A 25,644-nucleotide genomic window follows, 5' to 3' on the forward strand; every position below is an offset into this window, starting at 1 on the left:
GCCCGAAGGCGAGCCGCTCCCCCGCAGCCCCCCGCAGCCGACACCGCCGCCCGTCATCCACCGGCTCAGGCACCCCCAACCACCCCGGCAACCGAGCCGCGACAAACTCCGCAGGCGCATCGAACGTCACCGAGAACTCGTACGTCTCCTGCCGCCGCCACATCGACTGCCGCAGATACTCCGCCGCACTCCCCGTCGGCAACTCCCGCGGAGCGAACCGCGCCCCCGTCGCGAACGGCTCGCTCACCCGGTCCACCCGGAACGTCCGCCAGTCGTCCCGATCGAGGTCGTAGGCGACGAGGTACCAGCGCCGCCCCGTGGACACCAGCCGATACGGCTCGGTCAAGCGACGCGACTGCGTGCCGTCCCCGGCCCGGTACGCGAACCGCAACCGCTCCCGCCCCGCCACAGTCGACGCCATCACGGTCAGCGTCTCGGGCGCGATACTCGCCCCGTCCCCACTGATCAGCGGCGTGGTCGCGGCCTGAAGCGTCGTCACCCGGTGCCGCAACCGCGCCGGCAGCACCTGCTCCAGCTTTGCCAGCGCCCGCACGGACGCCTCCTCCACCCCCTCGACCGCATGCCCGGCCCCGGCCCGCAGCCCGACCGCGATGGCGACGGCCTCCTCGTCGTCCAGGACGAGCGGCGGCATCGCCTTGCCCGCCACGAGCCGATAACCACCGTCGGCCCCCTTGGTCGCCTGCACGGGATACCCCAGTTCCCGCAGCCGGTCGATGTCCCGCCGCACCGTACGCCGGGACACCCCGAGCCGGTCGGCGAGCTCACCGCCGGGCCATTCGCGGGGCGTCTGCAGAAGGGACAGGAGCGTCAGAAGCCGTGCCGGAGTGTCCGTCGTCATGAATCCGAGGATGCCGCAGAACTAGGACGCGATCTGACCTAATGCGGGCATAGCTTCACACCATGACCTCAAGGACCTCAGCCGGGACAGAGACAGAGCCCGGGCTCCACCCCGCGATCCGCCACAACGCACCGCCCACGCAGCCCGCCGCAGGCGACCGCCGCCGCTGGTTCGCCCTCGCGATCGTGATGACCGCGGCCTTCATGGACCTCGTCGACGTCACGATCGTCAATATCGCGATCCCGTCGATCCAGCGGGAGGCCGGCGCGACGTTCAGCCAGATCCAGTGGATCACCGCCGGTTACGCCCTCGCGTTCGCCGCAGGCCTGATCACCGGCGGCCGTCTCGGCGACATCCACGGCCGCAAGCGGCTGTTCCTCATCGGCATCGGCGGCTTCACCCTCGCCTCGGCCCTGTGCGGCTTCGCCGCGAACCCGGAGATGCTGGTCGCCTCCCGCATCCTGCAGGGCGCGATGGCGTCGCTGATGGTCCCGCAGGTCCTGTCGATCGTGCACGCCACCTTCCCGGCGCACGAACGCGGCAAGGTCTTCGGCCTGTTCGGCGCGGTCGTCGGCCTCGGTGCGGTCATGGGCCCGCTCCTCGGCGCACTGCTGACGGAGTGGAACCTCTTCGGCCTCGAATGGCGCCCGATCTTCCTCATCAACCTCCCGGTCGGCATCGCGGGCCTGATCCTCGGCAGCCGCTTCATCACCGAGTCCAAGGCGCCGAAGGCATTGAAGCTCGACCTCGTCGGCGTCGCCCTGGTCACCCTCGGCCTGCTGATGCTGCTCTACCCGCTGACCCGGGGCCGCGAGCTCGGCTGGCCGCTGTGGGGGTACGTGTCGATGGCGGGCGCGTTCGTCGTGCTCGCGGCGCTGGTGGCGTACGAGAGGCGGAAGGCGGCCCGCGACGGCTCCCCGCTGATCGAACTCTCCCTGTTCAAGGTGAAGAGCTTCGCGGCCGGCATCGCCGTACAGACCGTCTTCGGCGTCGCGCTCGGCATCTTCTTCCTGGTCTGGACGCTGTACATGCAGTTCGGCCTCGGCTGGACCCCGCTGAAGGCCGGCCTGACCGGCATCCCGTTCTCGATCGCTGTCTCGACGGCGGCCGGTATGTCCGTCCAGAAGCTGGTCCCGCGCTTCGGCCGCAAGGTGCTCCAGGCGGGCGCGCTGGTGATGGCGATCGGCGTGCTGCTCTACATCTGGGAGTCCAGCCGCTACGGCCTGTCCATCGCCCCCTGGCAGATGGCCCTGCCCCTGGTCGTCATGGGCGTCGGCATGGGCCTGATCGTGGCGCCCCTGACGGACGCGATCCTCTCCGACGTGCCGCGCGAGCACGCGGGCTCGGCGTCCGGTCTGATCAACACCGTTCAGCAGATGGGCAACGCGCTCGGCCTCGGCCTGGTCTCGGTGGTCTTCTTCGGCGTCGTCGACGACCGGCTGACCGCGGCCACGGAGCGCACGGCGGCCGGCATGGCCTTCGCGGACGGCTTCCAGAACGCGCTCGGGTGGGTGGCCGCGGTGATGGCCGTCATCTTCCTCCTGATGTTCGCCCTGCCGAAGCGCCCGGCACAGCACGTCGAGGTAGCGGCCGAGGAGCCGTCGCCGGCGAGCGAGAAGGAGCCCGCGCTGGTGGGCTGAGCGGGGCCAGAGCGGGGGAGGGGCCCGGCACTTCGGTGCCGGGCCCCTCGTCGTTTCCGTATCGCCCCGGCTCGGATCCGTGTCGCCCCAGCTCGGAAGCCCGTTCATGCCCGATTGGGCCCGAACCTGTTTACTTTCCGGAAATCCGGGCGTAGCCTCCCGTCGAAACCACAAGTTCGGGCACAGTTCGGAGGCGAACGGACATGTACGCACCGGAGCGGCAGCAGGAGATCCTCCGGCTCGCCCGTGACGGCGGCCGAGTGGACGTCCTGTCGCTGGCCGAGGAGTTCCAGGTGACGGCGGAGACGATCCGCCGGGATCTGAAGGCCCTCGACCGCGCCGGGCTCCTGCGCCGGGTGCACGGCGGTGCGATCCCGGCCGGGCGTCTGGACTTCGAGCCGGACCTCGCCGAGCGCGAGTCGACGGCGGCCGACGAGAAGGACCGCGTCGCCAAGGCGGCCCTCGCCGAGCTGCCCACCGAGGGCACGGTGATCCTCGACGCCGGTACGACGGTGGCCCGCCTCGCGGCCGCGCTGCCGCTGGAGGCGTCCCTCACCGTCGTCACGCACAGCCTGCCCATCGCGGCCCGCCTCGCGGACCACCCAGGCATCCAGCTCCACCTGGTCGGGGGACGCGTACGGCACCGTACGCGCGCGGCCGTGGACGCCTGGGCGCTGCGGGCGTACGGCGAGATCCGGGCGGACGTGCTGTTCGTCGCGGCCAACGGCTTCTCCGCCGAGCACGGTCTGACCACCCCCGACCTCGCCGAGGCCGCGGTCAAGCGTGCCGCCGTCGCCGCCGCCCGCCGCGTCGTCCTCCTCGCCGACTCCTCCAAGCACGGCCAGGAGCACTTCGCCCGGTTCGGTGACCTGAGCGACGTGGACCTGCTGATCACCGACAGCGGGCTGAGCCCCGAAGACGCCACCGCGATCGAGCGCGGCGGCACGGAAGTAGTGCGCGCATGATCCTCACCGTCACCCCGAACCCGTCTCTGGACCGCACCTACGAGGTCCCGTCCCTCGACCGTGGCGAGGTCATACGCGCCACCGGCGAGCGCATGGACCCGGGCGGCAAGGGCGTGAACGTCTCGCGCGCCGTCGCGGCCGCCGGGCAGCGCACGGTCGCGGTACTGCCCCTGGGTGGTGCGCCCGGCGCGCTTGTCGCCGACCTGCTCGACGCGCAGGGCATCGAGGTGGCGCCGGTCCCGGTCGCCGGGGCCACCCGCTCGAACATCGCGCTCGCGGAGTCGGACGGGGTACTGACGAAGATCAACGCGCCCGGTCCCGAGCTGTCCGCGGCCGAGCAGGAGCTGCTCCTGGAGACGGTCCGCGAGCAGTCCCGCGACGCCGACTGGATCGCCTGCTGCGGAAGCCTGCCCCGAGGGCTCGCGCCGTCCTGGTACGCCGATGTGGTCGCCCGGGCGCACGCGGGCGGCGCGCGGATCGCGCTGGACACCTCCGGGCGCGCCCTCCTCGAAGCGCTGCGCGCGCGGCCCGACGTGGTGAAGCCGAACGCCGAGGAGCTCGCGGAGGCCGTCGGGCGCCCCCTGTCGACCGTGGGTGACGCGGTGAAGGCGGCCGAGGAGTTGCGCGAGATGGGCGCGCGCGCCGTGCTCGCGAGCCTGGGCGCCGACGGGCAGCTGCTGGTGGACGACGCGGGCGCCTGGTTCGCCAGTGCGCGCGTGGACGTCGTACGCAGCAATGTCGGCGCCGGTGACTCCTCCCTCGCCGGGTTCCTGATCGCCGGCGGCAGCGGCCCGGCGGCCCTCGCCTCGGCGGTCGCCCATGGCGCGGCGGCCGTGCAGCTCCCCGGCAGCGTGATGCCGGCTCCGGGTGACCTGGACATGGCGGCGGTGACGGTCACGGCCGAGGTGCCGCTGGATCGCGTACTGAAGGAGCCGGTGTCATGACGAATGTCGTGTTTGTCACAGTTCTTGCCGATCCGGTCCGCAACCGGCGAAGCTCGGCGTTACTCACGCCCGCCGACGGCCGGCAGAGCCTCCTGAGCCGCTCTGCCGCCCGGGGGAGGCGGGTTTTCCCCGATCCCGCCTCCCTCACCTCCGCCACCCCCCACCGCAGTCACACCACCCCCCACGGCACCCCCGTCCCCTTCACCGCCCACCAGACTCCCCGGGCGATACGCGAGCGAAGGAGCCCGCGATGAGCGACATGATCACCGCGGACCTGGTCGATCTCGACCTGTCCGCCGACACCAAGGAAGCGGCGGCGCGTGCCCTCGCCGAGCGCATGGTGGCCCTGGGCCGGGTGACCGACCTCGACGGCTTCCTCGCCGACGTGGCCGCGCGCGAAGCACAGATGCCCACCGGCCTCGACGGCGGCATCGGCATCCCGCACTGCCGCAGCGAACACGTCACCGAGCCGACGCTCGCCTTCGGGCGCAGCGCCGCCGGTATCGACTTCGGCGCGGCGGACGGTCCTGCCGACCTGATCTTCCTGATCGCCGCCCCCGCCGGTGCGGACGACGCCCACCTGACGATCCTGTCGTCGCTGGCCCGCCAGCTGATGAACGCCGAGTTCACGGACGCGCTGCGGTCGGCGGGCGACGCGGTGTCGGCGGCGGCGCTGATCCGCGGCGAGGAGCCCCCGGCGGCCGATGCCGCCGCTTCGGAAGAGCCCGCAGACTCCGTGGCGTCGTCGGTGGCGGCCTCCGCCGACGCCGCCACGGGCACCACCTCCGACGCCCCCGCCCAGGCGTCCGGCGAGCGTCCCTTCCGTATCGTCGCCGTCACCTCCTGCCCGACCGGCATCGCCCACACGTACATGGCGGCCGAGTCCCTGGAGAACGCGGGCCGTGAGGCGGGCGTCGAGCTCGTCGTCGAGACGCAGGGCTCGGCCGGCTTCAGCCGCCTCGACCCGGCCGTCATCGCGGCGGCGGACGGCGTGATCTTCGCCCACGACGTGTCCGTACGGGAGAAGGACCGCTTCGCCGGCAAGCCCACCGTCGACGTCGGCGTGAAGGCGGGCATCAACCGCCCGGCCGAACTCATCGCCGAGGTGCGTGAGAAGGCGGCCCGCGGTGAGGTCACCGCGGCCGCCAGGCCCGGCGGTGGCACCCCCGTCGAGCGCGCCGGCGAGCCCGGCGAGGGCTACGGCACGAAGCTGCGCAAGTGGCTGATGTCCGGCGTGAGTTACATGGTCCCGTTCGTCGCGGCGGGCGGTCTGCTGATCGCGCTCGGGTTCGCGATCGGCGGCTGGGAGATCAACAAGGCCAAGCCGGTCACCGAGCACTTCGACTGGCTGCAGGTCGACAGCTGGGCGGCGCTGCTGTTCCAGATCGGCGTCGTCGCCTTCGGCTTCCTGATCCCCGTCCTCGCCGGCTACATCGCGTACGGCATGGCGGACCGGCCCGGTCTCGTGCCCGGCTTCGTCGGCGGCATGATCGCCGCCAACATCAACGCGGGCTTCCTCGGCGGTCTGGCCGCCGGTCTGATCGCCGGTGCGGTCGTCCTCGGCATCCAGCGCATCAAGATTCCGCCGGTGTTGCGCGGCATCATGCCGGTGGTCGTGATCCCGCTGTTCTCCTCGATCGCCGTCGGCTTCCTGATGCTCGTCGTCATCGGCAAGCCCATCGCCGAGGCGCAGAAGGGCATGACCGACTGGCTCAGCGGCCTCTCCGGTACCAACGCGGTCCTGCTCGGCATCCTGCTCGGCCTGATGATGTGCTTCGACCTGGGCGGACCGGTCAACAAGGTCGCGTACGCCTTCGCCACCGGCGGTATCGCCGTGCAGGCCCCCAGCGACTCCGCAATGAAGATCATGGCCGCCGTCATGGCCGCGGGTATGGTCCCGCCGCTGGGCATGGCCCTGGCCACCGTGGTCCGCAAGAAGCTGTTCACCACGGCCGAGCGCGAGAACGGCAAGGCGGCCTGGGTGCTGGGCGCCTCCTTCATCTCCGAGGGCGCGATCCCGTTCGCCGCGGCCGACCCGCTGCGCGTGATCCCCGCCTCCATGGCGGGCGGCGCGGTCACCGGCGCGCTGACCATGGCCTTCGGCTCGACCCTGCGCGCCCCGCACGGCGGCATCTGGGTCACCTTCCTGATCGGCAAGCCGTTCCTCTACCTGCTGGCCATCGCGGTCGGTACGGCGGTCACGGCCGGCCTGGTCATCCTCCTGAAGGGCATGCGCAAGACGGCCCCGGAGGGCACCTCGGCCGCCGGTTCCCCGGTGGCCGCTACCGCGGAGGCGAAGCAGCCGGTGGCGGCGTAAGCCCTCCGCCGGGCAAGCCACCCGCTTGTCCCTTTGGGGCGCTGTGAGTTGTTCACGGCACCTGCGAGATACGTCACGGTCCGGGCCCATAGGCCCGGACCGTGGTGTCTACTGGGGCGCATGCCTGAGCACGTCTCGTTCCTCCAGCTGCTGGGGCCGGTCGTCCTCGCCCTGGCGGCCGTGCTCTGGGTGATGGGCCTGGCCCGCGTCCTGCGCCGGGCCCGCCTCGAATCGTCGCCGCGGCGCACGGGCCCGGCTCTCTCCGCGCTCCCGCACCAGCGGCAGACCGCCCCCGAGCTGGAGGCGGTGGAACTGACCCCGGCGGAACGGGACGCGTTCGCGGGCCTCGTACGACAGCTCGGCGACGGCCGCTGAAAAAGAGGGGCGTTACGAAACCTGCGCCGCCCGTCGCTCCATCGCATCGCGTGCCGCGTCCTCGCTGACGTACACCTCGCACATGTGCCGCCCGTCCGGCGTCGCCGTGTGCTCGACCTCCCAGAGGGAGACCTCCTTGCCGTCGTGCAGCAGGAAGGCGTGCTCGTAGAGCGAGAAGCACAAGCCGGCGCGCCCCATGCGGCTCGGGCGTCCGAACGCCTGCGTGATCTGGTGCGCGAACGCCGTGGTCAGCAGCGCGGCCGTCTCCGCGTCCGGCCGGTCGGCGTTCTCCGCCCGGCGCAGCAGCCGGCGCGCGTGGTCGGCCGAGTCGTCCGGCACATACGCGTGCCGAGGCGCGGGTATCGGCGACAGCTGCACCGTCACCGGCAGCTCGAAGTCCGGCGCGTCCGGCGGCAGTGGCAGCCGCGCGGTCGCGGCGCGCAGCTCCTCCTCGTCGACATACACCTCGTGCTGGGGCGCCCGGTCGCGCGCCGTGTTGTGGACGAGCTCCCACAGGGTGAGCGCCGAGCCGTCGGCGAGCAGCCAGGTATGTCGGTACGTCTCGCGATGCAGCCCCGCGCTGTGGTGCGCGGAGTGCAGTGAGCTGTCATGAGCCAGCGCACAGTCGAGCCGCCGTATCGTCTCGTCGGGCAGCTCGAAGGAGTTCAGGGCGCGGCCGAGGAGTCGCGCGAGGTGCTCCTCCGGAGACTCCGGCGACTCGGGTGGTTCGTACGCTGCCGTCTCGTACGGAACGCTCAAGGTTTCTCCCGGCGTTGCTGCATGTCACCTTGTGGGTGCATACCGTAGCCCCTCGGGCGGACATCATGTCCGGGAACCGAGAAAACGTACGTCCGGTAAAACGCGCGGGCCGCGCGAGAAGTTCCCGCACGGCCCGACGAACCGTCAAGAATCCCTGTTGGGACGGTACTTCAGTGAGTTCCGTGGGTCACGCGGCGCTGCCCGCGACCCACTCGCTCCACGTCATGTTCCAGCCGTTGAGTCCGTTGTCCGGCGTCACGTTCTTGTCGGGGGAGTTCTTGACGATCACCACGTCGCCGAGGATCGAGTTGTCGTAGAACCACTTGGCAGGGGTGTCTCCCTGTCCGCCCTGGACGTCCCGCAGGCCGACGCAGCCGTGGCTGGTGCCCTGGCTGCCGAAGGGCGGGTTGCCCTTGTTGTACCAGTAGTTGCCGTGCAGGAAGGTTCCCGACTGCGTCAGCCGCATCGCGTTCGGCACGTCCTTGATGTCGTACGCGTCGGCGAGATTGACCGTGCGGCTGTCCATGCGCAGCTTCTTGTACTTCTCGGAGATCACCATCTGCCCGTTGTAGGTGGAGAACTCCGCGCTGCCCGCCGAGATCGGAACGGACTTGAGGGTCTTGCCGTCGCGCACGACCGTCATGGTCTGCGTGTTCACGTCGACGGTGGACACCTGCGAGCGGCCGATGGTGAAGGTGACCGTCTTCTTCTGCACCCCGTGGACGCCGTTCGCGCCCTCGACGCCGTCCAGGTCGATCTTCATCGTGACCTTGGAGCCGGCCTTCCAGTACTCCTCGGGCCGGAAGTCGAGCCGCTGCGCCCCGAACCAGTGCCCGACCACCTTCTGCCCGCTGCTGGAGGTGACCTTGATGTGCGACTGCACGGCCTTCTGGTCGCTGATCGCCTTGTCGAAGTTGAACGACACCGGCATGCCGACACCGACCGTGGTGCCGTCGTCCGGCGTGTACGTCCCGATGAAGCTGTTGGCCGAAGTGACCGTGGTGAAGTCGGAATCGGCGGTGGCGGTGCGCCCGTCGGCGTCCTTCGCGGTGGCCGAGATCTGGTACTTCGTGCCCCGCTCCAGCTGCTCCTTCGGCTGCCAGCTGCCTCCGTCGGCGGACAGGGAACCCGGCACGGCCTGCCCGCTCCCCGCCACCGTCATCTTCACGTCGGTCAGCTTGCCGTCGCTGACCTTCACGCCGGTCGTGTTGATCGACGCGCCTGTCGAGCCGTCCTTCGCCGAGATCAGGATCTTCGCGGCGGACGCTTTGGAGGAGTCACCGCCCTTGCCGTCGTTGTCGGCGTTGGCGCTCCCACCACAGGCGGTGAGGGTCAGGGCGCCGATCATCAGGGCGGCACAGGCCCCCAGTGCGCGCCGCGCTGCTATGTCCGGCGTTGTCACGAGCTGCTCCAGTTCTTACGATCTGCGGGATCCGTTCCGTTCCACGGTGGAAGAGGTCACCGTCACCGGACCGGGTTCCCGCCGTTCGCGGTGAATGCCATCACGTGACACAACCGCGACAATCGACCGCGCGGAGCAGGCGCCACCCCCTCAGTGTTGCCCCTGTCGTCAGCGCTTCCCGTACAACTCCCCGTACGACGGCCACACTCCACCCGGTCCGTCCACCGACTCGGCCGCGCGCACGGCACGCACGATCGCCCGCGTCACCGTGTCCGCGCCCGCCGCGAGAAGCTCGTTCAGCGCGAGCGGGTGCCCGGTGTCGAGCGGGCGGTCCCCGGTGGCCAGCGCGAACACGGTGTCCCCGTCGTTGAGCAGATGCACCGGCCGCACGGCACGCGCAATGCCGTCATGCGCCGTGCCGGCCAGCTTCTGCGCCTGCGCCTTCGACAGGTCCGCGTCCGTGGCGACCACCGCGAGCGTGGTGTTCAGCGGGGGCGGTGCGCTCTTCGCCGCGATCTCCGCGAGGCGCACCCGCGCGGCCTCATGGACCTGCTCCTGCGGATAGTCCACACGCCCCTGGAACAACTCCCCGTACAGCACCCCCGTCTCCGGATCCACCGCCGCCCCCACCGCGTTGGCCACCACCAGCGCCGCCACCGTGATCCCCGAGCCGAGAACGACGCTCGCCGTGCCGACCCCGCCCTTCACCGCCCCGACCGTCGCCCCCGTACCGGCGCCCACGCACCCCTGCCGCACGGGTGACCCCGCCTCGCTCGCCGCGGCCGCCTCGACCGCCGCCCGCCCGGTGGCCGCGTCCGGCCTCGCCCGGAAGTCGCCGCCCCGGCCCAGATCGAAGACGCAGGCCGCGGGCACCACCGGCACGACATGCGCCGGATCCACCCCGACGCGCACCCCGCGCCCCCGCTCCTCCAGCCAGGCCATCACCCCGGACGCCGCGTCGAGCCCGTACGCACTGCCGCCGGTCAGCACGATCGCCTCGACCTTCTGCACGAGGTTGCGCGGATCGAGGGCGTCGGTCTCCTTGGTGCCGGGACCGCCGCCGCGTACGTCCACCGCTGCGACGGCCCCGCCCTCGGGTGCGAGGACGACCGTGGTGCCGGTGAGCCAACCGTCGCCGGTGCGCGTCGCGTGCCCCACGCGCAGCCCGGCGACATCTGTCAGAGCGTCAACTGTCATGGGGCCAGTCTCGTCCAGCCACCGGCGCGGCCCCGCGATGTCCGGCCATGTGGGGCTGTCCGGCCATGTGGGGCTGGTCAGGCGACCGGCGCCCGCGCCGCCGTCCCGGCCGCCCGGGCCGTCCTGCGTGCCGTCAGCGTCTCCCCGGTCGCCACCGCCCCCGCCGACACGAGGCCGGCCGCGAGCACCGCCCAGTCGCCCAGGAACGTGCAGCAGATCACCAGCAGGGCCGTGGTCGGCAGCACCAGCTGTTGGGTGATGCCGAACTTGAAGTGGCGCGAGTGCAGCGCCCAGACGGTGAGCAGATAGAGCGCCGTCGGCAGGGTCACCGCCGCCGACGCGGCCAGCGTCGAGATGTGCGCCTTGCCGACGACCTGCTCGACCGCCACCTCCAGGCCCGCACCGATCGCGGCCGCCGAGGCGAAAACGAGGTAGTGGCCGTAACCCCACAGGAAGGCCTGCTTGTTGGAGCGCAGATGACCGTGGATCGGCACCGCGAAGTAGATCCACCACGCGGCGAAGATGATCAACAGCCCGCCCGCGGCGATCGGCAGCAGGTCGCCCAGCGCGTCGTTCTCGTCGATGCCGGTCTTCACGCCGACCGTGGCCGCGGCGATGGTCTCGCCGAGGACGATGATCGTGAACAGCCCGTACCGCTCGGCGATATGGCGCGGATGCCAGGACGTGGGGTGGGCCTTCTCGGCGTACGGCGGCACACACATCTCGAGGATCGCCATCACCAGGAACACCCAGGGCCTGGCGTCCTCGGGCAGGAGCACCAGTCCCAGCCAGCCGATCTGGCACAGCAGCACGCCGACGGCGTACCGCAGGGCCATCGTCCGCTCCGGGCCCTCGCTCGACCTGGCCGCCCGCAGCCACTGCGTCACGAGGGCGAGGCGCATGATCACATAGCCCAGCAGCCCCGCCAGGAACTCGTGGTCCTCGAACGCCCGGGAGACCCCGGCCGCCAGGACCAGCACACCGGCGATCTGGATCAGGGTGACGACCCGGTAGAGCACGTCGTCGTTGTCGTAGGCCGAGGCGAACCAGGTGAAGTTCATCCAGGCCCACCAGATGGCGAAGAACACCATCGCGTAGTTGAGGATCCCCTCGCCCGGGTGCCCCTCGGCGACGGCGTGCACCAGCTGCATGCCCGCCTGCGCGATGGCCACGACGAAGCACAGGTCGAAGAAGAGTTCCAGCGGGGTGGCGGCCCGGTGCGCCTCACCACGGCCACGGGCCGCCAGTCTGCGCAGCGGTCGGCGGGTTCCCGGTGTGCCGGGGGAGTCCGGCGCGGGAGTCGAACTGGACGTCATGAGGTCAAGCACAGCAGATGGGGCGGGGAATTTCTTGCGAAGGGATCAACGGCGCGCAAGCGCCGGGTCCGTCGTCGGGACGGCTGTCGCCGTGGAGGTCCGCCGTGCGGGCCGTACCCTGGACGCATGAGTACCGCCCCCGCCCCCGAGCCGCGCGAGCCGAAGCCCGCGCTGATCTTCGACGACCCGCTGGACCAGCAGTCCTCGGACGACACGGACCGCGGGTGGGGCGAGCGGCCGGGCACCGACGGCGACAGCGCGGCCGACCTGAAGCGCTTCCTCGACGAGAAGCCGCCCCACCACCTCTGAGCCGTTACCGCTCGTCGTGCCCCGAACCGCGCTGCGCCACCAGGGCGTCGCGGATCTCCTTGAGCACCTCCAGCTCGGTCACCTCGATGACCTCGTGGGCGCCCTCCTTCCCCTTCCTGCGGGCCTCCACCCGGGCCAGGTACTTCGCCATCGGCAGGACCATCAGGAAGTAGACGACGGCCGCGGTGATCACAAAGCTGAGGGTCGCGCCGAGGACCGAGCCCCACAGGATCGTGATGCCCTGCTCGCCCTTGCACGACGAGCTCAGGCACGAGCTGTAATGGTCGAGGTTCTTGGTGCCGATCGCGCCGACCAGCGGGTTGATGATCCCCTTCACCACCGCGTTGACGATGTTGGTGAACGCGGCACCGATGACCACCGCGACCGCCAGATCGACGACATTCCCGCGCATGAGGAAGGCCTTGAAACCCTCCCAGATGCTCGGTTCCTTCTTCTCGCTCACTTCGGAGCCTCTCCTCGCGCGCACAGGTTGCGGAACAAACAGCTCCGCAACCTACGTCAGGGCTAGGCCATCCTGTCCAATTGCACCACCGGAACGAGGGGCTTGACAGGGCGTTGAGCACCATGTGCAGGACATGCGCGACCCGGCTCAGCACAGCGTCACCGCCAGCCGTGCCGTAGCGCTCGCCCCCGCCAGGCGCGCGGCGGTGGCACGCGGCACCGCCAGCACGACCAGTGCCCCGCTCTCGGCCGTGGCGGCCATGGGCTCCAGCGGCTCCGGCACCTCCGTCACCCGCGCCCCGCGCGCGACCACCTGGGCGTCGCCGCCCGTCGCGGTGTCCTGCGCGGCGATCACGTCGACCCGGTCGCCGGGCCGCAGCAACCGCACGGTGGCTCCGTCGGCGATCCGCACGGGCGCGGCCACCGCCTCGACAGCACGGTGTTTCCGTACGGGCTCCACCACCGGATGCCCCCGCGTCCGGTCGGCATCGCGGGGGCCCGCCGCCACCAGCGCGGCCGCGGTGACGGCCAGCCCGACCGCCACGGCCCGCCTGCCATGCCGTACGAGCCGGCGCAGCTGATACCGCCCGCCGCGCACCCGTACGGGAGCGAAGTGCGGCACCTCACACGTGGCGGGAGCGTCCGTGCCCAGCGGGCGCGGAGCAACCGAGAAGGAAGGGGAGGAAGAGGAAGACGGAGCAAAGGGCATGGGGGCCACCACCTACGACGACGGATCGGCTTGCCACGCCACGATGAGCCATCACGCCGCCGCCCGCTGAGGCCGGTGGACTACCGACGGGTTGTGGACAACTCCCTCACCCGAACGGGACGTTCCGCCCTCGCCCCCCACGCTCCCGCTACGGCAGCTCGAACCCCGGATCCATCCCGCCCAGCGCGCCCGTGCACAGACAGGCCCGCTCCTCGTTCGCCGGCAGCGCGGCCACCGCGTCGAAGAGCACGCCCCGCAGCCGGTCCACGTTCGCCGCGAACACCTGCAGGACTTCGTCGTGCGAGACGCCCTCGCCGGTCTCGGCACCCGCGTCGAGGTCGGTGACCAGCGTCAACGAGGTGTAGCAGAGCTCGAGTTCACGGGCGAGCGCCGCCTCGGGGTGGCCGGTCATGCCCACCACCGACCAGCCCTGGGCCCGGTGCCACAACGATTCGGCACGGGTCGAGAAGCGCGGCCCCTCTATGACCACCAGCGTGCCGCCGTCCACCGGCTCCCAGTCCTGTCCGCGCGCCGTCTTCAGCGCGACCGTGCGCCCCGTGGGGCAGTAGGGGTCGGCCAGGGAGACGTGCACCACGTTCGGCACGGTGCCGTCGGGCAGCGGCAGCCCGTCGAAGTACGTGCCCACCCGGGACTTCGTACGGTCGACCAGCTGGTCCGGCACGAGCAGGGTGCCCGGCCCGTACTCGGGGCGCAGGCCGCCCACCGCGCACGGGGCGAGGATCTGGCGCACGCCGAGCGAGCGCAGCGCCCAGAGGTTGGCGCGGTAGTTGATCCGGTGCGGCGGCAGATGGTGGCCGCGGCCGTGCCGGGGCAGGAAGGCGACCCGGCGGCCGGCGATCTCGCCGAGGAAGAGGGAGTCGCTGGGCGGCCCGTACGGGGTGTCCACCTGTATCTCGGTCACGTCGTCGAGGAACGAGTAGAAGCCGGAGCCGCCGATCACACCGAGTTCTGCGTTCGCCTTGTTCGCCATGCCCGCACCCTAACCGGACCCGCAGAAGCCGAGGACCCCGCCGCCGGAAGGCGACAGGGTCCCGTAAGAAGTGCGTGTTACGCGGCGGAGCTGCTGGAGGAGGTGCCCGCGCTCGACGACTTCGAGTCCGAGGACGACGAAGAAGTCGTCGAGGAGGACGAAGAGGAAGAGGACGAGTCGGACGAGGAGGACGTCGACGACTTCGAGGACGCCGGCGAGCTGCTCGACGAGGAGCCGCGGCTGTCGTTGCGGTAGAAGCCGGAGCCCTTGAAGACGATGCCGACCGCGGAGAACACCTTCTTGAGGCGGCCCTGGCAGCTGGGGCACTCGGTCAGGGCGTCGTCGGTGAACTTCTGCACCGCCTCGAGGCCCTCGCCGCACTCGGTGCACTGGTACTGGTAGGTCGGCACTGTCTTCCTCCTGGCACTCTCACTCGATGAGTGCTAACGACGGTCAATAGTGACGTATTCCAGCCGCTCAGTCCACTGCTACCGGGACTCGGTGACCGACGCCACGTGCGACGGTACGGCCGCGGGGCCGCGCCGCCAGCCGCGAGCGCAGCGCCACCAGGGTCCCCAGGGCGAGCATCGTCCCGCCCATTGGCACCAGGAACCCGGCGCCGCCCCAGAAGCGGTCCTCCAGCTGTCCGGCGACCGTGACGGCGGCGGCCTGGCCGAGCGCCACCGCGCCGGTGAGCCACGTGAACGCCTCGGTGCGGGCACCGGCCGGAACCAGGTCCTCGACCAGCGTGTACCCGGTGATCAGCGCGGGCGCGATGCACATGCCGACGAGCAGGCCGAGGCCGGCCAGGACGAGCACCGAGTGGGCGGCCCACAGACCGGACGCCGCCAGCGCGAGGGCGGCGTATCCGACGACGAGGCGGCGCTGCGGGGCCACCTTCCACGCGATGGCGCCGCACGCGATGCCGGAGAGCATGTTGCCCGCGGCGAAGGTGCCGTACAGGACGCCGTTCAGGCCGGGCTCGCCGATCGACTCGGTGAAGGCGGCCAGCGAGACCTGCATGCCGCCGAAGACGGAACCGATACCGAGGAAGGTCACGATCAGTACGCGCACGCCGGGGACGCGCAGCGCGGAAGCGTGCTCCACGCGCGCGTGCCCGTCGACGGTGACCGAGGGCTGGGTGCTCCTCTGCGCGGCGAACAGCAGGCCGCCCAGCAGGGTGAGCGCGGCCTCCGTGACCAGACCCGCGGCCGGGTCGACGGCCGTGCACAGGGCGGTGGCCAGCAGCGGGCCGACGACGAAGGTCAGCTCGTCCGTGACCGACTCGAAGGCCGCCGCGGTCGTCATCAGGGGCGAGCCCTGGAGCTTCACGCCCCAGCGGGCCCGCACCATGGGCCCGACCTGCGGCACCGAGGCGCCGGTCGGCACGGCCGCCGCGAACAGTGCCCACAGGGGGGCGTGGTTCAGGGCGAGTGCCGTCAGGGTCAGACCCGACAGCGTGTGCACCAGCACGCCGGGGATCAGTACGGGGCGCTGCCCGTAGCGGTCGGCGAGGCGGCCGCTGTAGGGCGCGAACAGCGCCATGGAGACGCCGGTGACGGCCGCGGCGGCGCCCGCCGCACCGTAGGAGCCGGTGGTGTGCTGCACGAGCAGCACGATGGAGATGGTCAGCATCGCGAACGGCTGGCGTGCCGCGAAGCCGGGGAGCAGGAACGTCCAGGCGCCGCGGGTGCGCAGCAGCTGTCCGTATCCCGGGCGGGAGGAGGTGACCGTGGATGCCACGGCCCGTGCCTTTCTGCCACCTGGTAGCGCGCCTGTGCGGGGGCGCCGAGAGCTGTCCTCTTGCGCGGACTGCGGTAGATGCCGAGGTCCACTCTCAGGGACGTCTCGGCCGCCATACGGTCGCGCCAGCTCTGCGTCAGGCAGAGTTGGTGTGATCTGGGTGACGCCTGCATCGTACAGGGAAAGACGGCCCCTTCCCCTGTGAAACTGGGCACCACCGGGCTGCTGGCCTGCGATTCCCGGCAGTGTGAACGGTGCGAAACGCGCCCTTAATGACTCGCCCCGTTCGTCCCCAGCCATCCGGCCAGCTTGCCCCCGGCTCCCACGGCCCGTAGTCGCTTCTCCGCGGCGTCCCGTACCGGATCCGTGGCGACGACGAGCAGCTCGTCGCCGAGCCGCAGCACCGTCGTCGGCAGCGGAACGAACGATTTTCCGTCGCGGACGACGAGGGTGACGGCGGCCCCGGCGGGCAGCCGCAGCTCGTTGACCTCGACGCCGTGCATCTTCGAGCCCTCGGGGATCGCGACGGACAGCAGGTGTCCGCGCAGCCGCTCCAGCGGCGCCGACTCGATGCCGAGGTCGGCGGCCTCGGGGCCCTGGCCGAGGTGCAGCTTGCGGGCGAGCCAGGGCAGCGTCGGACCCTGCACCAGGGTGTAGACGACGACCAGGATGAAGACGATGTTGAAGATGCGGCGGCTGTCCTCGACGCCGCCCACCATGGGGATCGTCGCCAGGATGATGGGCACGGCGCCGCGCAGCCCGGCCCAGGACATCAGCGCCTGCTCCCGCCAGGGGACCCGGAACGGCGTCAGACACGCGATGACGCTCAGCGGGCGGGCCACCATCGTCAGCACCAGCCCGATGACCAGCGCGGGCAGGATGTCGTCGCCCAGCTCGTGCGGGGTGACCAGCAGACCGAGCAGGACGAACATGCCGATCTGGGCGATCCAGCCGAGCCCGTCGGCGAACCCGCGCGTGGCCGGCCAGTGCGGCAGCCGCGCGTTGCCCATCACCATCGCGGCCAGGTACACCGCCAGGAAGCCGCTGCCGTGCGCCGAGGCGCCCGCCGCGTACGCGGTGACGGCGATGGCCATGACGGCGATCGGATAGAGACCGGAGGCGGGGAGCGCCACGTGCCTGAGGCCCCAGGCGCCGAGCCAGCCCACCGCGATGCCGATGGCCGCGCCGATGGCCAGCTCCAGTGCTATCTCGCCCAGCAGCACGTACCAGTGCTCGATCGGGCCGTGCTCGGAGAAGGCGACCACCAGGATGACCACGGGGGCGTCGTTGAAGCCGGACTCGGCCTCCAAGGTGCCCGTCACGCGCGAGGGCAGGGGGATCTTCCGCAGGACGGAGAAGACCGCGGCGGCGTCGGTCGAGGAGACGATCGCCCCGATGATGAGCGACTGCCGCCACTCCAGCCCGACCAGGTAGTGCGCGGCCGCCGCCGTGCCCCCGACGCTCACCGAGACCCCGACCAGTGCCAGCGCGGAGGCGGCCGGAAGGGCCGGCCTGATCTCCTTCCACTTCGTGCCGAGACCACCTTCGGCCAGGATCACGACCAGCGCCGCGTACCCGATGACCTGGGTCAGCTCGGCATCGTCGAAGCGGATGCCACCGATTCCGTCCTGGCCCATGAGCACGCCGATGCCCAGGTACACGAGCAGGCTGGGGAGCCCGCTGCGCGAGGAGATCCGGACCGCTGCGACGGCAACGAGCAGGACGAGCGAGCAGACGAGCAGGAGCTGGTTGAGGTCGTGGACAGTCAGCGGCCGTTCCCTTTCCCTGGCCCGCGCACACGCGCGCGTGGGCTCACGTACATAGGACACGAAGTGGTGGTTCTCCGCACCCAAGTACTTCGTTACCTTACCTAACTCTTGACGATTTCTTGACGTTCGGCGGTGCATGACCGAACGTCCGTCCGTGCTGGTTCCCTACTCCGAGTCAAGTTGGACCGGGCCCTGCGCCTATGGTTGCTCCAGCACCAGAGGACCGCCTGCCGCTCGCGTTAGGACAGCAAGGACAGCGATGCCCCCCAACACCACCGCCTCCACGGGTCAGCAGCCCGGCAAGTCCGGCAGGAAGAAGGGGCGCAGAGCCCGCCTGATCGTTCTCGTGCTGGTGCTGGGCCTCATCGGAGGCGTCACCGGCGGGGCGTACTGGTCCATCAGTACCGTCCGAGCCTCTTTCCCGCAGACCAAGGGCTCACTCACGCTCGCAGGCCTGTCCGGGCCCGTCGACGTGAAGCGCGACTACTACGGCATCCCGCAGATCTACGCCTCCTCCGACGAGGACCTGTTCATGGCACAGGGCTACGTCCAGGCGCAGGACCGGTTCTACGAGATGGACGTGCGCCGTCACATGACGTCCGGGCGCCTGTCGGAGATGTTCGGCAAGAGCCAGGTCGACACCGACGAGTTCCTGCGCACGCTCGGCTGGGACCGGATCGCGCAGCAGGAGTACGACAAGACGCTGTCGGCCTCCACCAAGAAGTACCTCCAGGCCTACGCCAAGGGTGTCAACGCCTACCTGGACGGCAAGGACAACAAGGACATCTCCCTGGAGTACGCGGCCCTCGGGTTCACCAATGACTACAAGCCGGAGAAGTGGACCCCGGTCGACTCGGTCTCCTGGCTGAAGGCGATGGCCTGGGACCTGCGCGGCAACATGCAGGACGAGATCGACCGCGCCCTGATGACCAGCCGCCTCGGCCCCAAGGAGATCGCGGACCTCTACCCGGACTACCCGTACAGCCGGAACAAGACGATCGTCCAGGCCGGCCAGTACGACGAGGCCACCAAGACGTTCCAGCAGAACGGCGGCACGTCCTCCGCGGGCGCGGGTTCGTCCACGGGGTCCACGAGCGGCACGGCGGGCACGGGCGCCGGCTCGGGCACCGCCGGCCTGCAGAGCCAGCTGTCGGGCCTGCAGAACGTCCTGGACGACCTCCCGACGGCCGTCGGCGTGAACGGCAACGGCATCGGCTCCAACTCCTGGGTGGTCCGCGGCAAGCACACGATCACCGGCAAGCCGCTGCTGGCCAACGACCCGCACCTGTCGGCGTCGCTGCCGTCCGTCTGGTACCAGATGGGCCTGCACTGCCGCTTGGTCTCCAGCAAGTGCCAGTACGACGTCAGCGGCTACACCTTCGCGGGCATGCCCGGCGTGGTCATCGGCCACAACCAGAACATCGCCTGGGGCATGACCAACTCCGGCGTCGACGTCACCGACCTCTACCTGGAGAAGCTCTCCGGCGACGGCTACCTGTACGACGACAAGACGGTGCCCTTCATCACGCGCGAGGAGACCATCAAGGTCGCCGGCGGCACGCCCAAGAAGATCGTGGTCCGGGAGACCAAGGACGGGATGCCCCTGCTGTCCGACCGCAGCAGCGAGCTCGTGAAGGTCGGCCGGAAGGCCACCGTCGATACCGCCGCCCCCGACCGCGGCGACGGCTACGGCATCGCGCTGCGCTGGACCGCGCTGAGCCCGGGCACCACCATGGACGCCGTCTTCGCCATGGACAGGGCGGCGGACTGGAGCGACTTCCGCGCCGCGGCCGCCCTGTTCGACGTGCCCTCGCAGAACATGATCTACGCCGACACCAAGGACAACATCGGCTACACGCTGCCCGGAAAGATCCCCACGCGCGCGCAGGGCTACGACGGCTCCGTCCCGGCACCGGGCTGGGACTCCAGGTCCCGCTGGACCGGCTACATCGCCGAGGACGAGCTGCCGTACGAGTACAACCCGTCCCGCGGCTACATCGTCACCGCCAACCAGGCCGTGGTCGACAAGGCCAAGTACCCCTACACGCTCACCACGGACTGGGGTTACGGCGCCCGCAGCCAGCGCATCACCGATCTGATCCAGTCGAAGATCGACGACGGCGGCAAGATCTCCACCGACGACATGCGTCAGATGCAGCTCGACAACAGCAGCGAGATCGCCAAGCTGCTCGTGCCCAAGCTGCTGAAGATCGACATCGAGGACAAGGACGTCCGTCAGGCGCAGGAGCTCCTGGAGGGCTGGGACTATACCCAGGACGCCGACTCGGCGGCGGCCGCCTACTTCAACTCGGTCTGGCGCAACATCCTCAAGCTCGCCTTCGGCAACAAGCTGCCCAAGGAGCTGCGGGTCGAGGGCCAGTGCCTGTGGGTCGATCCCGTGAACACGACCGGCCCCGCGGACGAGACGCAGAAGGTGCGCGAGTGCGGTGAGCGCGAGGCCGACCAGGCGCAGCCGGACGGTGGCGACCGCTGGTTCGAGGCCGTGCGCACTCTCATGGAGGACCCGAAGAGCGACTGGTGGACCACACCCAAGTCGCTCACCCGGCCGGGCGCGGCGCACAACCGTGACGACCTGTTCAAGCGCGCCATGATCGACGCCCGCTGGGAGCTGACCGCCAAGCTCGGCAAGGACATCGACACCTGGAGCTGGGGCCGGCTGCACCGCCTGTTCCTGAAGAACCAGACCCTCGGCACGGAGGGTCCCAGCTTCCTGCAGTACGTCCTCAACCGCGGCCCCTGGAAGCTCAGCGGCGGCGAGGCCACGGTCAACGCCTCGGGCTGGAACGCCGCCGGCGGCTACGGCGTCGTGTGGGTGCCGTCGATGCGGATGGTGGTCAACCTCGGCGACCTCGACAAGTCGAAGTGGATCAACCTCACCGGCGCCTCCGGGCACGCCTACAGCGCCCACTACACCGACCAGACGGACAAGTGGGCCGACGGTGAACTGCTCGACTGGTCCTTCTCGGACGGCGCGGTCGACGAGGGCACCAGCGACACCCTGGTGCTCAAGCCGTGACCCGGTGACGGTCGAACGACCGAAGGGGCCCTCAACGCGCGCGTGGAGGGCCCCTTCGCATGAGGGGCGCGGTTCAGGGCTCCCGGAAGCGGCGCGTGGCCGACGGCGTCACCACCGCGTGCACCGGCCGGTCGTGCGGCTCTGCAGGGACGCGCTCGACGACCTCGGAGTCGTACAGCAGCACCACGAGCGAGGGATGGGCGCCCGCGCCTTCCAGCCGGGCGAGGACGCGGTCGTACGACCCCCCGCCGCGCCCCAGACGCATCCCGCGCGCGTCGACCGCGAGGCCCGGCAGCAGCACGACGTCGGCGTCGGTCACGGCGTCCGGGCCGAGGCGTTCGCCGGTGGGCTCGAAGAGGGCCATCTTTCCGCCGTGTTGGACGCGGGCGAGGGAGTTCTCTCCCGCGTACGCGCCCCAGTCGAGGTCGTTGTCGGGCAGCAGGGCGGGCAGCAGGACACGCACGCCCCGCGCGCGCAGTGCGTCCAGCAGCGCGAGCGTGCCGGGTTCACTCCCCACGGAGACGTACGCCGCCACCGTGCGCGCATGCGCCAGCTCGGGCAGCTCCAGCGCCCGCTCCGCCAGCGCGGCTGCCGATGCCTGCATGTCAACCGCCGTCAACCTGCTCCTCACCGCGAGGAACTCTCGCCGCAACATTCGCTTGTCAGTCTCGGCCGGACGCCCGATGTGACTCACTGGTCGTTCCCGAACCCTTCCTAATGGGCTCATATGAGAGCCAATTAACCGGAGCCTCAGATTCCCTGTTAAGGCACCGGATATGGTGGCGGGCATGACTCAGTCGCACCCTCGGATCAGCAAGGCTGTCATCCCCGCAGCAGGCCTGGGTACCCGCTTCCTGCCGGCCACCAAAGCCACTCCCAAGGAGATGCTGCCGGTCGTCGACAAGCCGGCGATCCAGTACGTGGTCGAAGAGGCCGTCTCCGCCGGTCTCGACGACGTCCTCATGATCACGGGCCGCAACAAGCGCCCCCTGGAGGACCACTTCGACCGCAACTACGAGCTGGAATCGGCCCTGCAGAAGAAGGGCGACGCCGGCCGGCTCGCGAAGGTGCAGGAGTCCAGCGACCTCGCGACCATGCACTACGTCCGCCAGGGCGATCCCAGGGGTCTCGGCCACGCCGTCCTGTGTGCCGCCCCGCACGTCGGCCACGAGCCCTTCGCCGTCCTGCTCGGCGACGACCTGATCGACCCGCGCGACCCCCTGCTCAAGCGGATGGTCGAGGTGCAGGAGCAGCACGGCGGCAGCGTCATCGCGCTCATGGAGGTCGCGCCCGAGCAGATCCACCTCTACGGGTGTGCGGCCGTCGACCCCACTCAGGACAGCGACGTGGTCAAGGTCCACGACCTGGTCGAGAAGCCCGCCGCCGCGGACGCCCCGTCGAACTACGCGATCATCGGCCGCTACGTCCTCGACCCGGCCATCTTCGACATACTGCGCAAGACCGAGCCGGGCCGCGGCGGCGAGATCCAGCTCACCGACGCTCTCCAGCAGCTCTCGCAGGACGAGAAGGTCGGCGGCCCGGTGCACGGCGTCGTCTTCAAGGGGCGCCGCTATGACACCGGTGACCGCGGTGACTATCTGCGTGCCATTGTCAGACTCGCATGCGAACGTGAAGACCTGGGCCCGGACTTCCGGACCTGGCTTCGCAGTTACGTAGCCGAGGAGATGTAGCAATTTGAGCACCGCCGCGACCCGCCCTGCCGGCCAGGACCACCTCTGGTCGGTGGACGAACACCTGGAGGACATCCTCACGACCGTCCGCCCCCTGGAACCCATCGAGCTGCAACTGCTCGACGCCCAGGGCTGTGTCCTGGTCGAGGACGTCACGGTGCCGGTCTCCCTGCCGCCGTTCGACAACAGCTCCATGGACGGGTACGCGGTGCGGGTCGCGGATGTCGTGGGCGCGAGCGAGGAGTTCCCTGCCGTCCTGGAGGTCGTCGGGGACGTCGCGGCGGGCCAGGCCGACCTGCTCCAGGTGGGCCCCGGCCAGGCCGCCCGCATCATGACCGGCGCCCCGCTGCCGCCCGGCGCCGAAACCGTCGTACCGGTGGAGTGGACCGACGGCGGCCTCGGCGAGGGCCCGGTGACCGGGATGCAGGCCCGCAGCCTGGCCCCCGAGGGTGCCCACGGCCAGGTGCACATCTACCGTCCGGCCGAGGCACGCGCGCACGTACGCGCGACGGGCAGCGACGTGAAGTCCGGCGACCGCGCCCTCGAAGCCGGCACGATCCTCGGTCCGCCGCAGATCGCGCTGCTCGCCGCGATCGGCCGCGGCACGGTACGCGTGCGCCCCCGCCCACGCGTGGTCGTCATGTCCACCGGCAGCGAACTCGTCCAGCCCGACGAGGACCTGGGCCAGGGCCAGATCTACGACTCCAACAGCTTCGCCCTCACCGCCGCGGCCCGTGACGCCGGCGCCATCGCCTACCGCGTGGGCGCCGTCGCCGACGACGCCGAGACCCTGCGCTCCACGATCGAGGACCAGCTCGTCCGCGCCGACCTCATGGTCACCACCGGCGGCGTGAGCGTCGGGGCGTACGACGTCGTCAAGGAGGCGCTGTCCCACGTCGGCGACGAGGACGAGGCCGGCAGCGGCATCGACTTCCGCAAGCTCGCCATGCAGCCCGGCAAGCCCCAGGGCTTCGGCTCCATCGGCCCCGACCACACCCCGCTGCTCGCCCTCCCGGGCAACCCGGTGTCGTCGTACGTCTCCTTCGAACTGTTCGTGCGTCCCGCGATCCGCACCCTGATGGGCCTGGAGGACGTCCACCGCCCGCGGACGACCGCGACCCTGGCGGCGGACGAGGCGCTGAGCTCGCCGAAGGGGCGCAGACAGTTCCTGCGCGGGACGTATGCCGAGGGCGCGGTGCGGCCGGTCGGCGGCGCCGGATCCCACCTGATCGCGGCCCTCGCGCACGCGGACGCGCTGATCGTGGTCCCCGAGGACGTGGAGAGCGTCGAGCCCGGCACCGAGGTCGAGGTGGTCCTGCTCGGCTGAGCGGGCCTGCTTGGCGGTACCGTGTCGCGCACAGCAGGCCCGTGCGCCGCACCGCGACGGGCCCGGACCGGGAGCGCCACACGATCATGACTGTGCCTTCCCGGGGGGAGACCCCCGGATCCCCTGCGCAGGACCCATCCACGCAGGACCACCTCACACACATCGACGACGCGGGCGCGGCCCGCATGGTCGATGTCTCCGAGAAGGACGTGACCGCGCGCACCGCTCGCGCCAGCGGACGCGTCCTCGTCGCGCCCCGCGTGGTCGAGCTGCTGCGCGGCGAGGGGGTCCCCAAGGGCGACGCCCTCGCCACCGCGCGCATCGCGGGCATCATGGGCGCCAAACGCACCCCTGACCTGATCCCGCTCTGTCACCCGTTGTCGGTGTCCGGTGTGAAACTGGATCTGTCGGTCGCGGACGACGCCGTGGAGATCGTGGCCACCGTGAAGACGACGGACCGCACGGGCGTCGAGATGGAGGCCCTCACCGCGGTCTCCGTCGCCGCGCTCACCGTGATCGACATGGTGAAGGCGGTCGACAAGGGAGCGGTCATCACGGACGTACGGGTCGAGGAGAAGACGGGCGGCAAGTCGGGCGACTGGAGCCGGGCATGACTCTGGATGTTTCGGTCGGCGGTGCGCTGGTCGCGCCGTATGCCGCCTTGGTCATCACCGCCTCCAACAGGGCCGCCGCCGGGATCTACGAGGACAAGGGCGGCCCGCTGATCGCCGAGGGCCTGAAGGGCTTCGGCTTCGCCGTCGACGGCCCGCAGGTCGTCCCCGACGGCGACCCCGTCGAGGCCGCCCTGTGCGCGGGCGTCGAAGCCGGCTACGACGCCATCGTCACCACCGGCGGCACCGGCATCTCGCCCACCGACCGCACCCCCGAGGCGACCCGCGCGGTGATCGACTACGAGGTACCGGGCATTCCCGAGGCGATCAGGGCGTTCGGACGGGAGAAGGTGCCCACGGCGGCGCTGTCCCGGGGGATCGCCGGAGTCGCCGGGAGCACCCTGATCATCAACCTGCCCGGTTCCAGCGGCGGGGTGAAGGACGGCCTGGCCGTCCTGGAGTCCCTCCTGATCCACGCCGTCGACCAGATCCGCGGCGGCGACCACCCCAGACCCAGCAGCGGGGGTGCGAGCTGAACAGCCCATCCTGGCCCGTCGTGCTGGGGGACGGCGATGTCGTCCTCCGGCCGATAAAGATGCGCGACCAACGGGCCTGGCGCGAGGTCAACCGGCGCAACCGGGACTGGCTGCGCCCCTGGGAGGCGACCATTCCGCCGCCCACGCCCAGCGGGCCGATCGCGCACCGGCCGACCTACCGGCAGATGGTCCGGCATCTGCGGTCCGAGGCGAACTCGGGCCGGATGCTGCCGTTCGTCATCGAGTACCAGGGGCGGCTGGTCGGGCAGTTGACGGTCGCCGGGATCACCTGGGGCTCGATGTGTTCGGGGCACGTCGGTTACTGGGTGGACGAGGCGGTGGCGGGGCGCGGGGTGATGCCGACCGCCGTGGCGCTCGCCGTGGACCACTGTTTCCGCACCGTCGGTCTGCACCGCATCGAGGTCTGCATTCGCCCCGAGAACCGCCCGAGCCGTCGGGTCGTGGAGAAACTCGGATTCCGCGAGGAGGGGCTGCGTCCACGGTATCTCCACATCGACGGAGCCTGGCGGGACCATCTCGTCTTCGCGCTCACGGCGGAAGAGGTGCCGGAAGGGTTGCTGAGCCGCTGGCACCGGGCAGGCTCTCAGCAGGCGCCGCACTCGAAGCCGCAGAACACCCAGGGGAATCCCGCCTAGCCGGGAAGGAGCCCGGGGAATTGAATAAG

At 70.8% G+C, this 25,644-nt stretch carries 24 protein-coding genes; 12 read left to right on the forward strand and 12 right to left on the reverse strand.

Annotated elements, in window-relative coordinates; translation table 11 throughout:
• Positions 1-859, reverse strand: an 859-nt coding sequence (locus tag ADL12_RS22650) for a helix-turn-helix transcriptional regulator (protein WP_062704527.1), incomplete at its 3' end; no start/stop codon positions are given.
• A 188-nt stretch (positions 860-1,047) separates the two neighbouring features.
• On the opposite strand from ADL12_RS22650, the gene ADL12_RS22655 reads away from it, so the two are divergent.
• From ADL12_RS22655 to ADL12_RS22675, 5 genes are all read left to right on the forward strand, one after another.
• Entirely contained in the window at positions 1,048-2,499 is a 1,452-nt protein-coding gene (locus tag ADL12_RS22655) for an MFS transporter (protein WP_244188015.1), read from the forward strand.
• Between the two features lie 203 nt (positions 2,500-2,702).
• Complete coding sequence (locus ADL12_RS22660) at positions 2,703-3,464, forward strand: DeoR/GlpR family DNA-binding transcription regulator (protein ID WP_062704529.1); 762 nt, start codon at positions 2,703-2,705, stop codon at positions 3,462-3,464.
• A complete protein-coding gene (gene pfkB, locus ADL12_RS22665; RefSeq protein ID WP_062704531.1) occupies positions 3,461-4,408 on the forward strand; it encodes a 1-phosphofructokinase in 948 nt (315 codons plus the stop codon). Before ADL12_RS22660 ends, pfkB begins: the two co-directional genes overlap by 4 nt.
• Before the next feature lie 250 nt (positions 4,409-4,658).
• A complete protein-coding gene (locus ADL12_RS22670; RefSeq protein WP_062704533.1) occupies positions 4,659-6,725 on the forward strand; it encodes a PTS fructose transporter subunit IIABC in 2,067 nt (688 codons plus the stop codon).
• A gap of 120 nt (positions 6,726-6,845) precedes the next feature.
• Positions 6,846-7,100, forward strand: a complete 255-nt coding sequence (locus tag ADL12_RS22675; RefSeq protein WP_062704535.1) for a hypothetical protein — start codon at positions 6,846-6,848, stop codon at positions 7,098-7,100.
• 12 nt (positions 7,101-7,112) lie between these two features.
• On the opposite strand, the gene ADL12_RS22680 is transcribed toward ADL12_RS22675, so the two are convergent.
• The 4 genes from ADL12_RS22680 to ADL12_RS22695 all read right to left on the reverse strand — a co-directional run bounded on the left by ADL12_RS22680 (position 7,113) and on the right by ADL12_RS22695 (position 11,774).
• Positions 7,113-7,859 (reverse strand): DUF6227 family protein, encoded by a 747-nt coding sequence (locus ADL12_RS22680; protein WP_062704537.1) that lies wholly within the window; start codon positions 7,857-7,859, stop codon positions 7,113-7,115.
• Between the two features lie 187 nt (positions 7,860-8,046).
• On the reverse strand, positions 8,047-9,261 hold the full coding sequence (locus tag ADL12_RS22685; protein WP_079052211.1) for a L,D-transpeptidase: 1,215 nt from the start codon (positions 9,259-9,261) through the stop codon (positions 8,047-8,049).
• 168 nt (positions 9,262-9,429) lie between these two features.
• A complete protein-coding gene (locus ADL12_RS22690) occupies positions 9,430-10,458 on the reverse strand; it encodes a P1 family peptidase (RefSeq protein WP_062704541.1) in 1,029 nt (342 codons plus the stop codon).
• Positions 10,459-10,535: 77 nt separating this feature from the next.
• Complete coding sequence (locus ADL12_RS22695) at positions 10,536-11,774, reverse strand: low temperature requirement protein A (protein WP_062704543.1); 1,239 nt, start codon at positions 11,772-11,774, stop codon at positions 10,536-10,538.
• 126 nt (positions 11,775-11,900) lie between these two features.
• Here ADL12_RS22695 and ADL12_RS22700 point away from each other — a divergent pair, with 126 nt between their 5' ends.
• A complete protein-coding gene (locus tag ADL12_RS22700) occupies positions 11,901-12,083 on the forward strand; it encodes a hypothetical protein (RefSeq protein WP_062704545.1) in 183 nt (60 codons plus the stop codon).
• Positions 12,084-12,087: 4 nt separating this feature from the next.
• Here ADL12_RS22700 and mscL read toward each other — a convergent pair whose 3' ends face one another.
• The 6 genes from mscL to ADL12_RS22730 all read right to left on the reverse strand — a co-directional run bounded on the left by mscL (position 12,088) and on the right by ADL12_RS22730 (position 17,817).
• Positions 12,088-12,546, reverse strand: a complete 459-nt coding sequence (gene mscL / locus ADL12_RS22705; RefSeq protein WP_062704547.1) for a large conductance mechanosensitive channel protein MscL — start codon at positions 12,544-12,546, stop codon at positions 12,088-12,090.
• 147 nt (positions 12,547-12,693) lie between these two features.
• Positions 12,694-13,254, reverse strand: a complete 561-nt coding sequence (locus ADL12_RS22710; RefSeq protein WP_062704549.1) for a hypothetical protein — start codon at positions 13,252-13,254, stop codon at positions 12,694-12,696.
• A 148-nt stretch (positions 13,255-13,402) separates the two neighbouring features.
• The gene (locus ADL12_RS22715; protein ID WP_062704551.1) at positions 13,403-14,245 is read right to left on the reverse strand and encodes an S-methyl-5'-thioadenosine phosphorylase; all 843 of its coding nucleotides are present in this window, start codon (positions 14,243-14,245) and stop codon (positions 13,403-13,405) included.
• A gap of 77 nt (positions 14,246-14,322) precedes the next feature.
• The gene (locus ADL12_RS22720; protein WP_079052212.1) at positions 14,323-14,655 is read right to left on the reverse strand and encodes an FmdB family zinc ribbon protein; all 333 of its coding nucleotides are present in this window, start codon (positions 14,653-14,655) and stop codon (positions 14,323-14,325) included.
• Positions 14,656-14,722: 67 nt separating this feature from the next.
• Positions 14,723-15,988, reverse strand: coding sequence for an MFS transporter (locus tag ADL12_RS22725; protein ID WP_062704558.1), 1,266 nt, complete (start codon positions 15,986-15,988; stop codon positions 14,723-14,725).
• A 269-nt stretch (positions 15,989-16,257) separates the two neighbouring features.
• Complete coding sequence (locus ADL12_RS22730; RefSeq protein WP_062704642.1) at positions 16,258-17,817, reverse strand: potassium/proton antiporter; 1,560 nt, start codon at positions 17,815-17,817, stop codon at positions 16,258-16,260.
• A 199-nt stretch (positions 17,818-18,016) separates the two neighbouring features.
• Here ADL12_RS22730 and ADL12_RS22735 point away from each other — a divergent pair, with 199 nt between their 5' ends.
• Positions 18,017-20,794: a penicillin acylase family protein gene (locus tag ADL12_RS22735; RefSeq protein ID WP_062704560.1), complete on the forward strand. Its 2,778-nt coding sequence runs from the start codon at positions 18,017-18,019 to the stop codon at positions 20,792-20,794.
• A 73-nt stretch (positions 20,795-20,867) separates the two neighbouring features.
• Here the strand turns inward: ADL12_RS22735 and ADL12_RS22740 are convergent, their stop codons facing one another.
• Positions 20,868-21,449, reverse strand: a complete 582-nt coding sequence (locus tag ADL12_RS22740) for a 5-formyltetrahydrofolate cyclo-ligase (protein ID WP_063806710.1) — start codon at positions 21,447-21,449, stop codon at positions 20,868-20,870.
• 133 nt (positions 21,450-21,582) lie between these two features.
• Between ADL12_RS22740 and galU the strand changes: the two genes are divergently transcribed.
• From galU to ADL12_RS22765, 5 genes are all read left to right on the forward strand, one after another.
• Positions 21,583-22,485: a UTP--glucose-1-phosphate uridylyltransferase GalU gene (gene galU / locus ADL12_RS22745; RefSeq protein ID WP_062704644.1), complete on the forward strand. Its 903-nt coding sequence runs from the start codon at positions 21,583-21,585 to the stop codon at positions 22,483-22,485.
• A 4-nt stretch (positions 22,486-22,489) separates the two neighbouring features.
• Positions 22,490-23,812: a molybdotransferase-like divisome protein Glp gene (glp, locus tag ADL12_RS22750; RefSeq protein WP_062704564.1), complete on the forward strand. Its 1,323-nt coding sequence runs from the start codon at positions 22,490-22,492 to the stop codon at positions 23,810-23,812.
• 86 nt (positions 23,813-23,898) lie between these two features.
• Positions 23,899-24,426, forward strand: a complete 528-nt coding sequence (gene moaC, locus ADL12_RS22755; protein WP_062704646.1) for a cyclic pyranopterin monophosphate synthase MoaC — start codon at positions 23,899-23,901, stop codon at positions 24,424-24,426.
• Complete coding sequence (locus ADL12_RS22760) at positions 24,423-24,959, forward strand: MogA/MoaB family molybdenum cofactor biosynthesis protein (RefSeq protein ID WP_062704566.1); 537 nt, start codon at positions 24,423-24,425, stop codon at positions 24,957-24,959. The genes moaC and ADL12_RS22760 overlap by 4 nt, the downstream gene beginning before the upstream one ends.
• A gap of 20 nt (positions 24,960-24,979) precedes the next feature.
• A complete protein-coding gene (locus ADL12_RS22765) occupies positions 24,980-25,615 on the forward strand; it encodes a GNAT family N-acetyltransferase (RefSeq protein ID WP_079052213.1) in 636 nt (211 codons plus the stop codon).
• Positions 25,616-25,644 lie beyond the last annotated feature (29 nt).

Source organism: Streptomyces regalis (genome assembly GCF_001509475.1).
Classification (GTDB): Bacteria; Actinomycetota; Actinomycetes; order Streptomycetales; family Streptomycetaceae; genus Streptomyces; species Streptomyces regalis.

What these genes read in the sequence shown, in the direction of transcription:
- ADL12_RS22690 (WP_062704541.1), bottom strand. Translation starts at nt 10,458, where the DNA reads ATGACAGTTGACGCTCTGACAGATGTCGCCGGGCTGCGCGTGGGGCAC.
- galU (WP_062704644.1), top strand. Translation starts at nt 21,583, where the DNA reads ATGACTCAGTCGCACCCTCGGATCAGCAAGGCTGTCATCCCCGCAGCA.
- ADL12_RS22695 (WP_062704543.1), bottom strand. Translation starts at nt 11,774, where the DNA reads ATGACGTCCAGTTCGACTCCCGCGCCGGACTCCCCCGGCACACCGGGA.
- ADL12_RS22660 (WP_062704529.1), top strand. Translation starts at nt 2,703, where the DNA reads ATGTACGCACCGGAGCGGCAGCAGGAGATCCTCCGGCTCGCCCGTGAC.
- moaC (WP_062704646.1), top strand. Translation starts at nt 23,899, where the DNA reads ATGACTGTGCCTTCCCGGGGGGAGACCCCCGGATCCCCTGCGCAGGAC.
- pfkB (WP_062704531.1), top strand. Translation starts at nt 3,461, where the DNA reads ATGATCCTCACCGTCACCCCGAACCCGTCTCTGGACCGCACCTACGAG.
- ADL12_RS22740 (WP_063806710.1), bottom strand. Translation starts at nt 21,449, where the DNA reads ATGTTGCGGCGAGAGTTCCTCGCGGTGAGGAGCAGGTTGACGGCGGTT.
- ADL12_RS22700 (WP_062704545.1), top strand. Translation starts at nt 11,901, where the DNA reads ATGAGTACCGCCCCCGCCCCCGAGCCGCGCGAGCCGAAGCCCGCGCTG.
- ADL12_RS22675 (WP_062704535.1), top strand. Translation starts at nt 6,846, where the DNA reads ATGCCTGAGCACGTCTCGTTCCTCCAGCTGCTGGGGCCGGTCGTCCTC.
- ADL12_RS22655 (WP_244188015.1), top strand. Translation starts at nt 1,048, where the DNA reads ATGACCGCGGCCTTCATGGACCTCGTCGACGTCACGATCGTCAATATC.
- ADL12_RS22735 (WP_062704560.1), top strand. Translation starts at nt 18,017, where the DNA reads ATGCCCCCCAACACCACCGCCTCCACGGGTCAGCAGCCCGGCAAGTCC.
- ADL12_RS22670 (WP_062704533.1), top strand. Translation starts at nt 4,659, where the DNA reads ATGAGCGACATGATCACCGCGGACCTGGTCGATCTCGACCTGTCCGCC.
- ADL12_RS22715 (WP_062704551.1), bottom strand. Translation starts at nt 14,245, where the DNA reads ATGGCGAACAAGGCGAACGCAGAACTCGGTGTGATCGGCGGCTCCGGC.
- ADL12_RS22760 (WP_062704566.1), top strand. Translation starts at nt 24,423, where the DNA reads ATGACTCTGGATGTTTCGGTCGGCGGTGCGCTGGTCGCGCCGTATGCC.
- ADL12_RS22710 (WP_062704549.1), bottom strand. Translation starts at nt 13,254, where the DNA reads ATGCCCTTTGCTCCGTCTTCCTCTTCCTCCCCTTCCTTCTCGGTTGCT.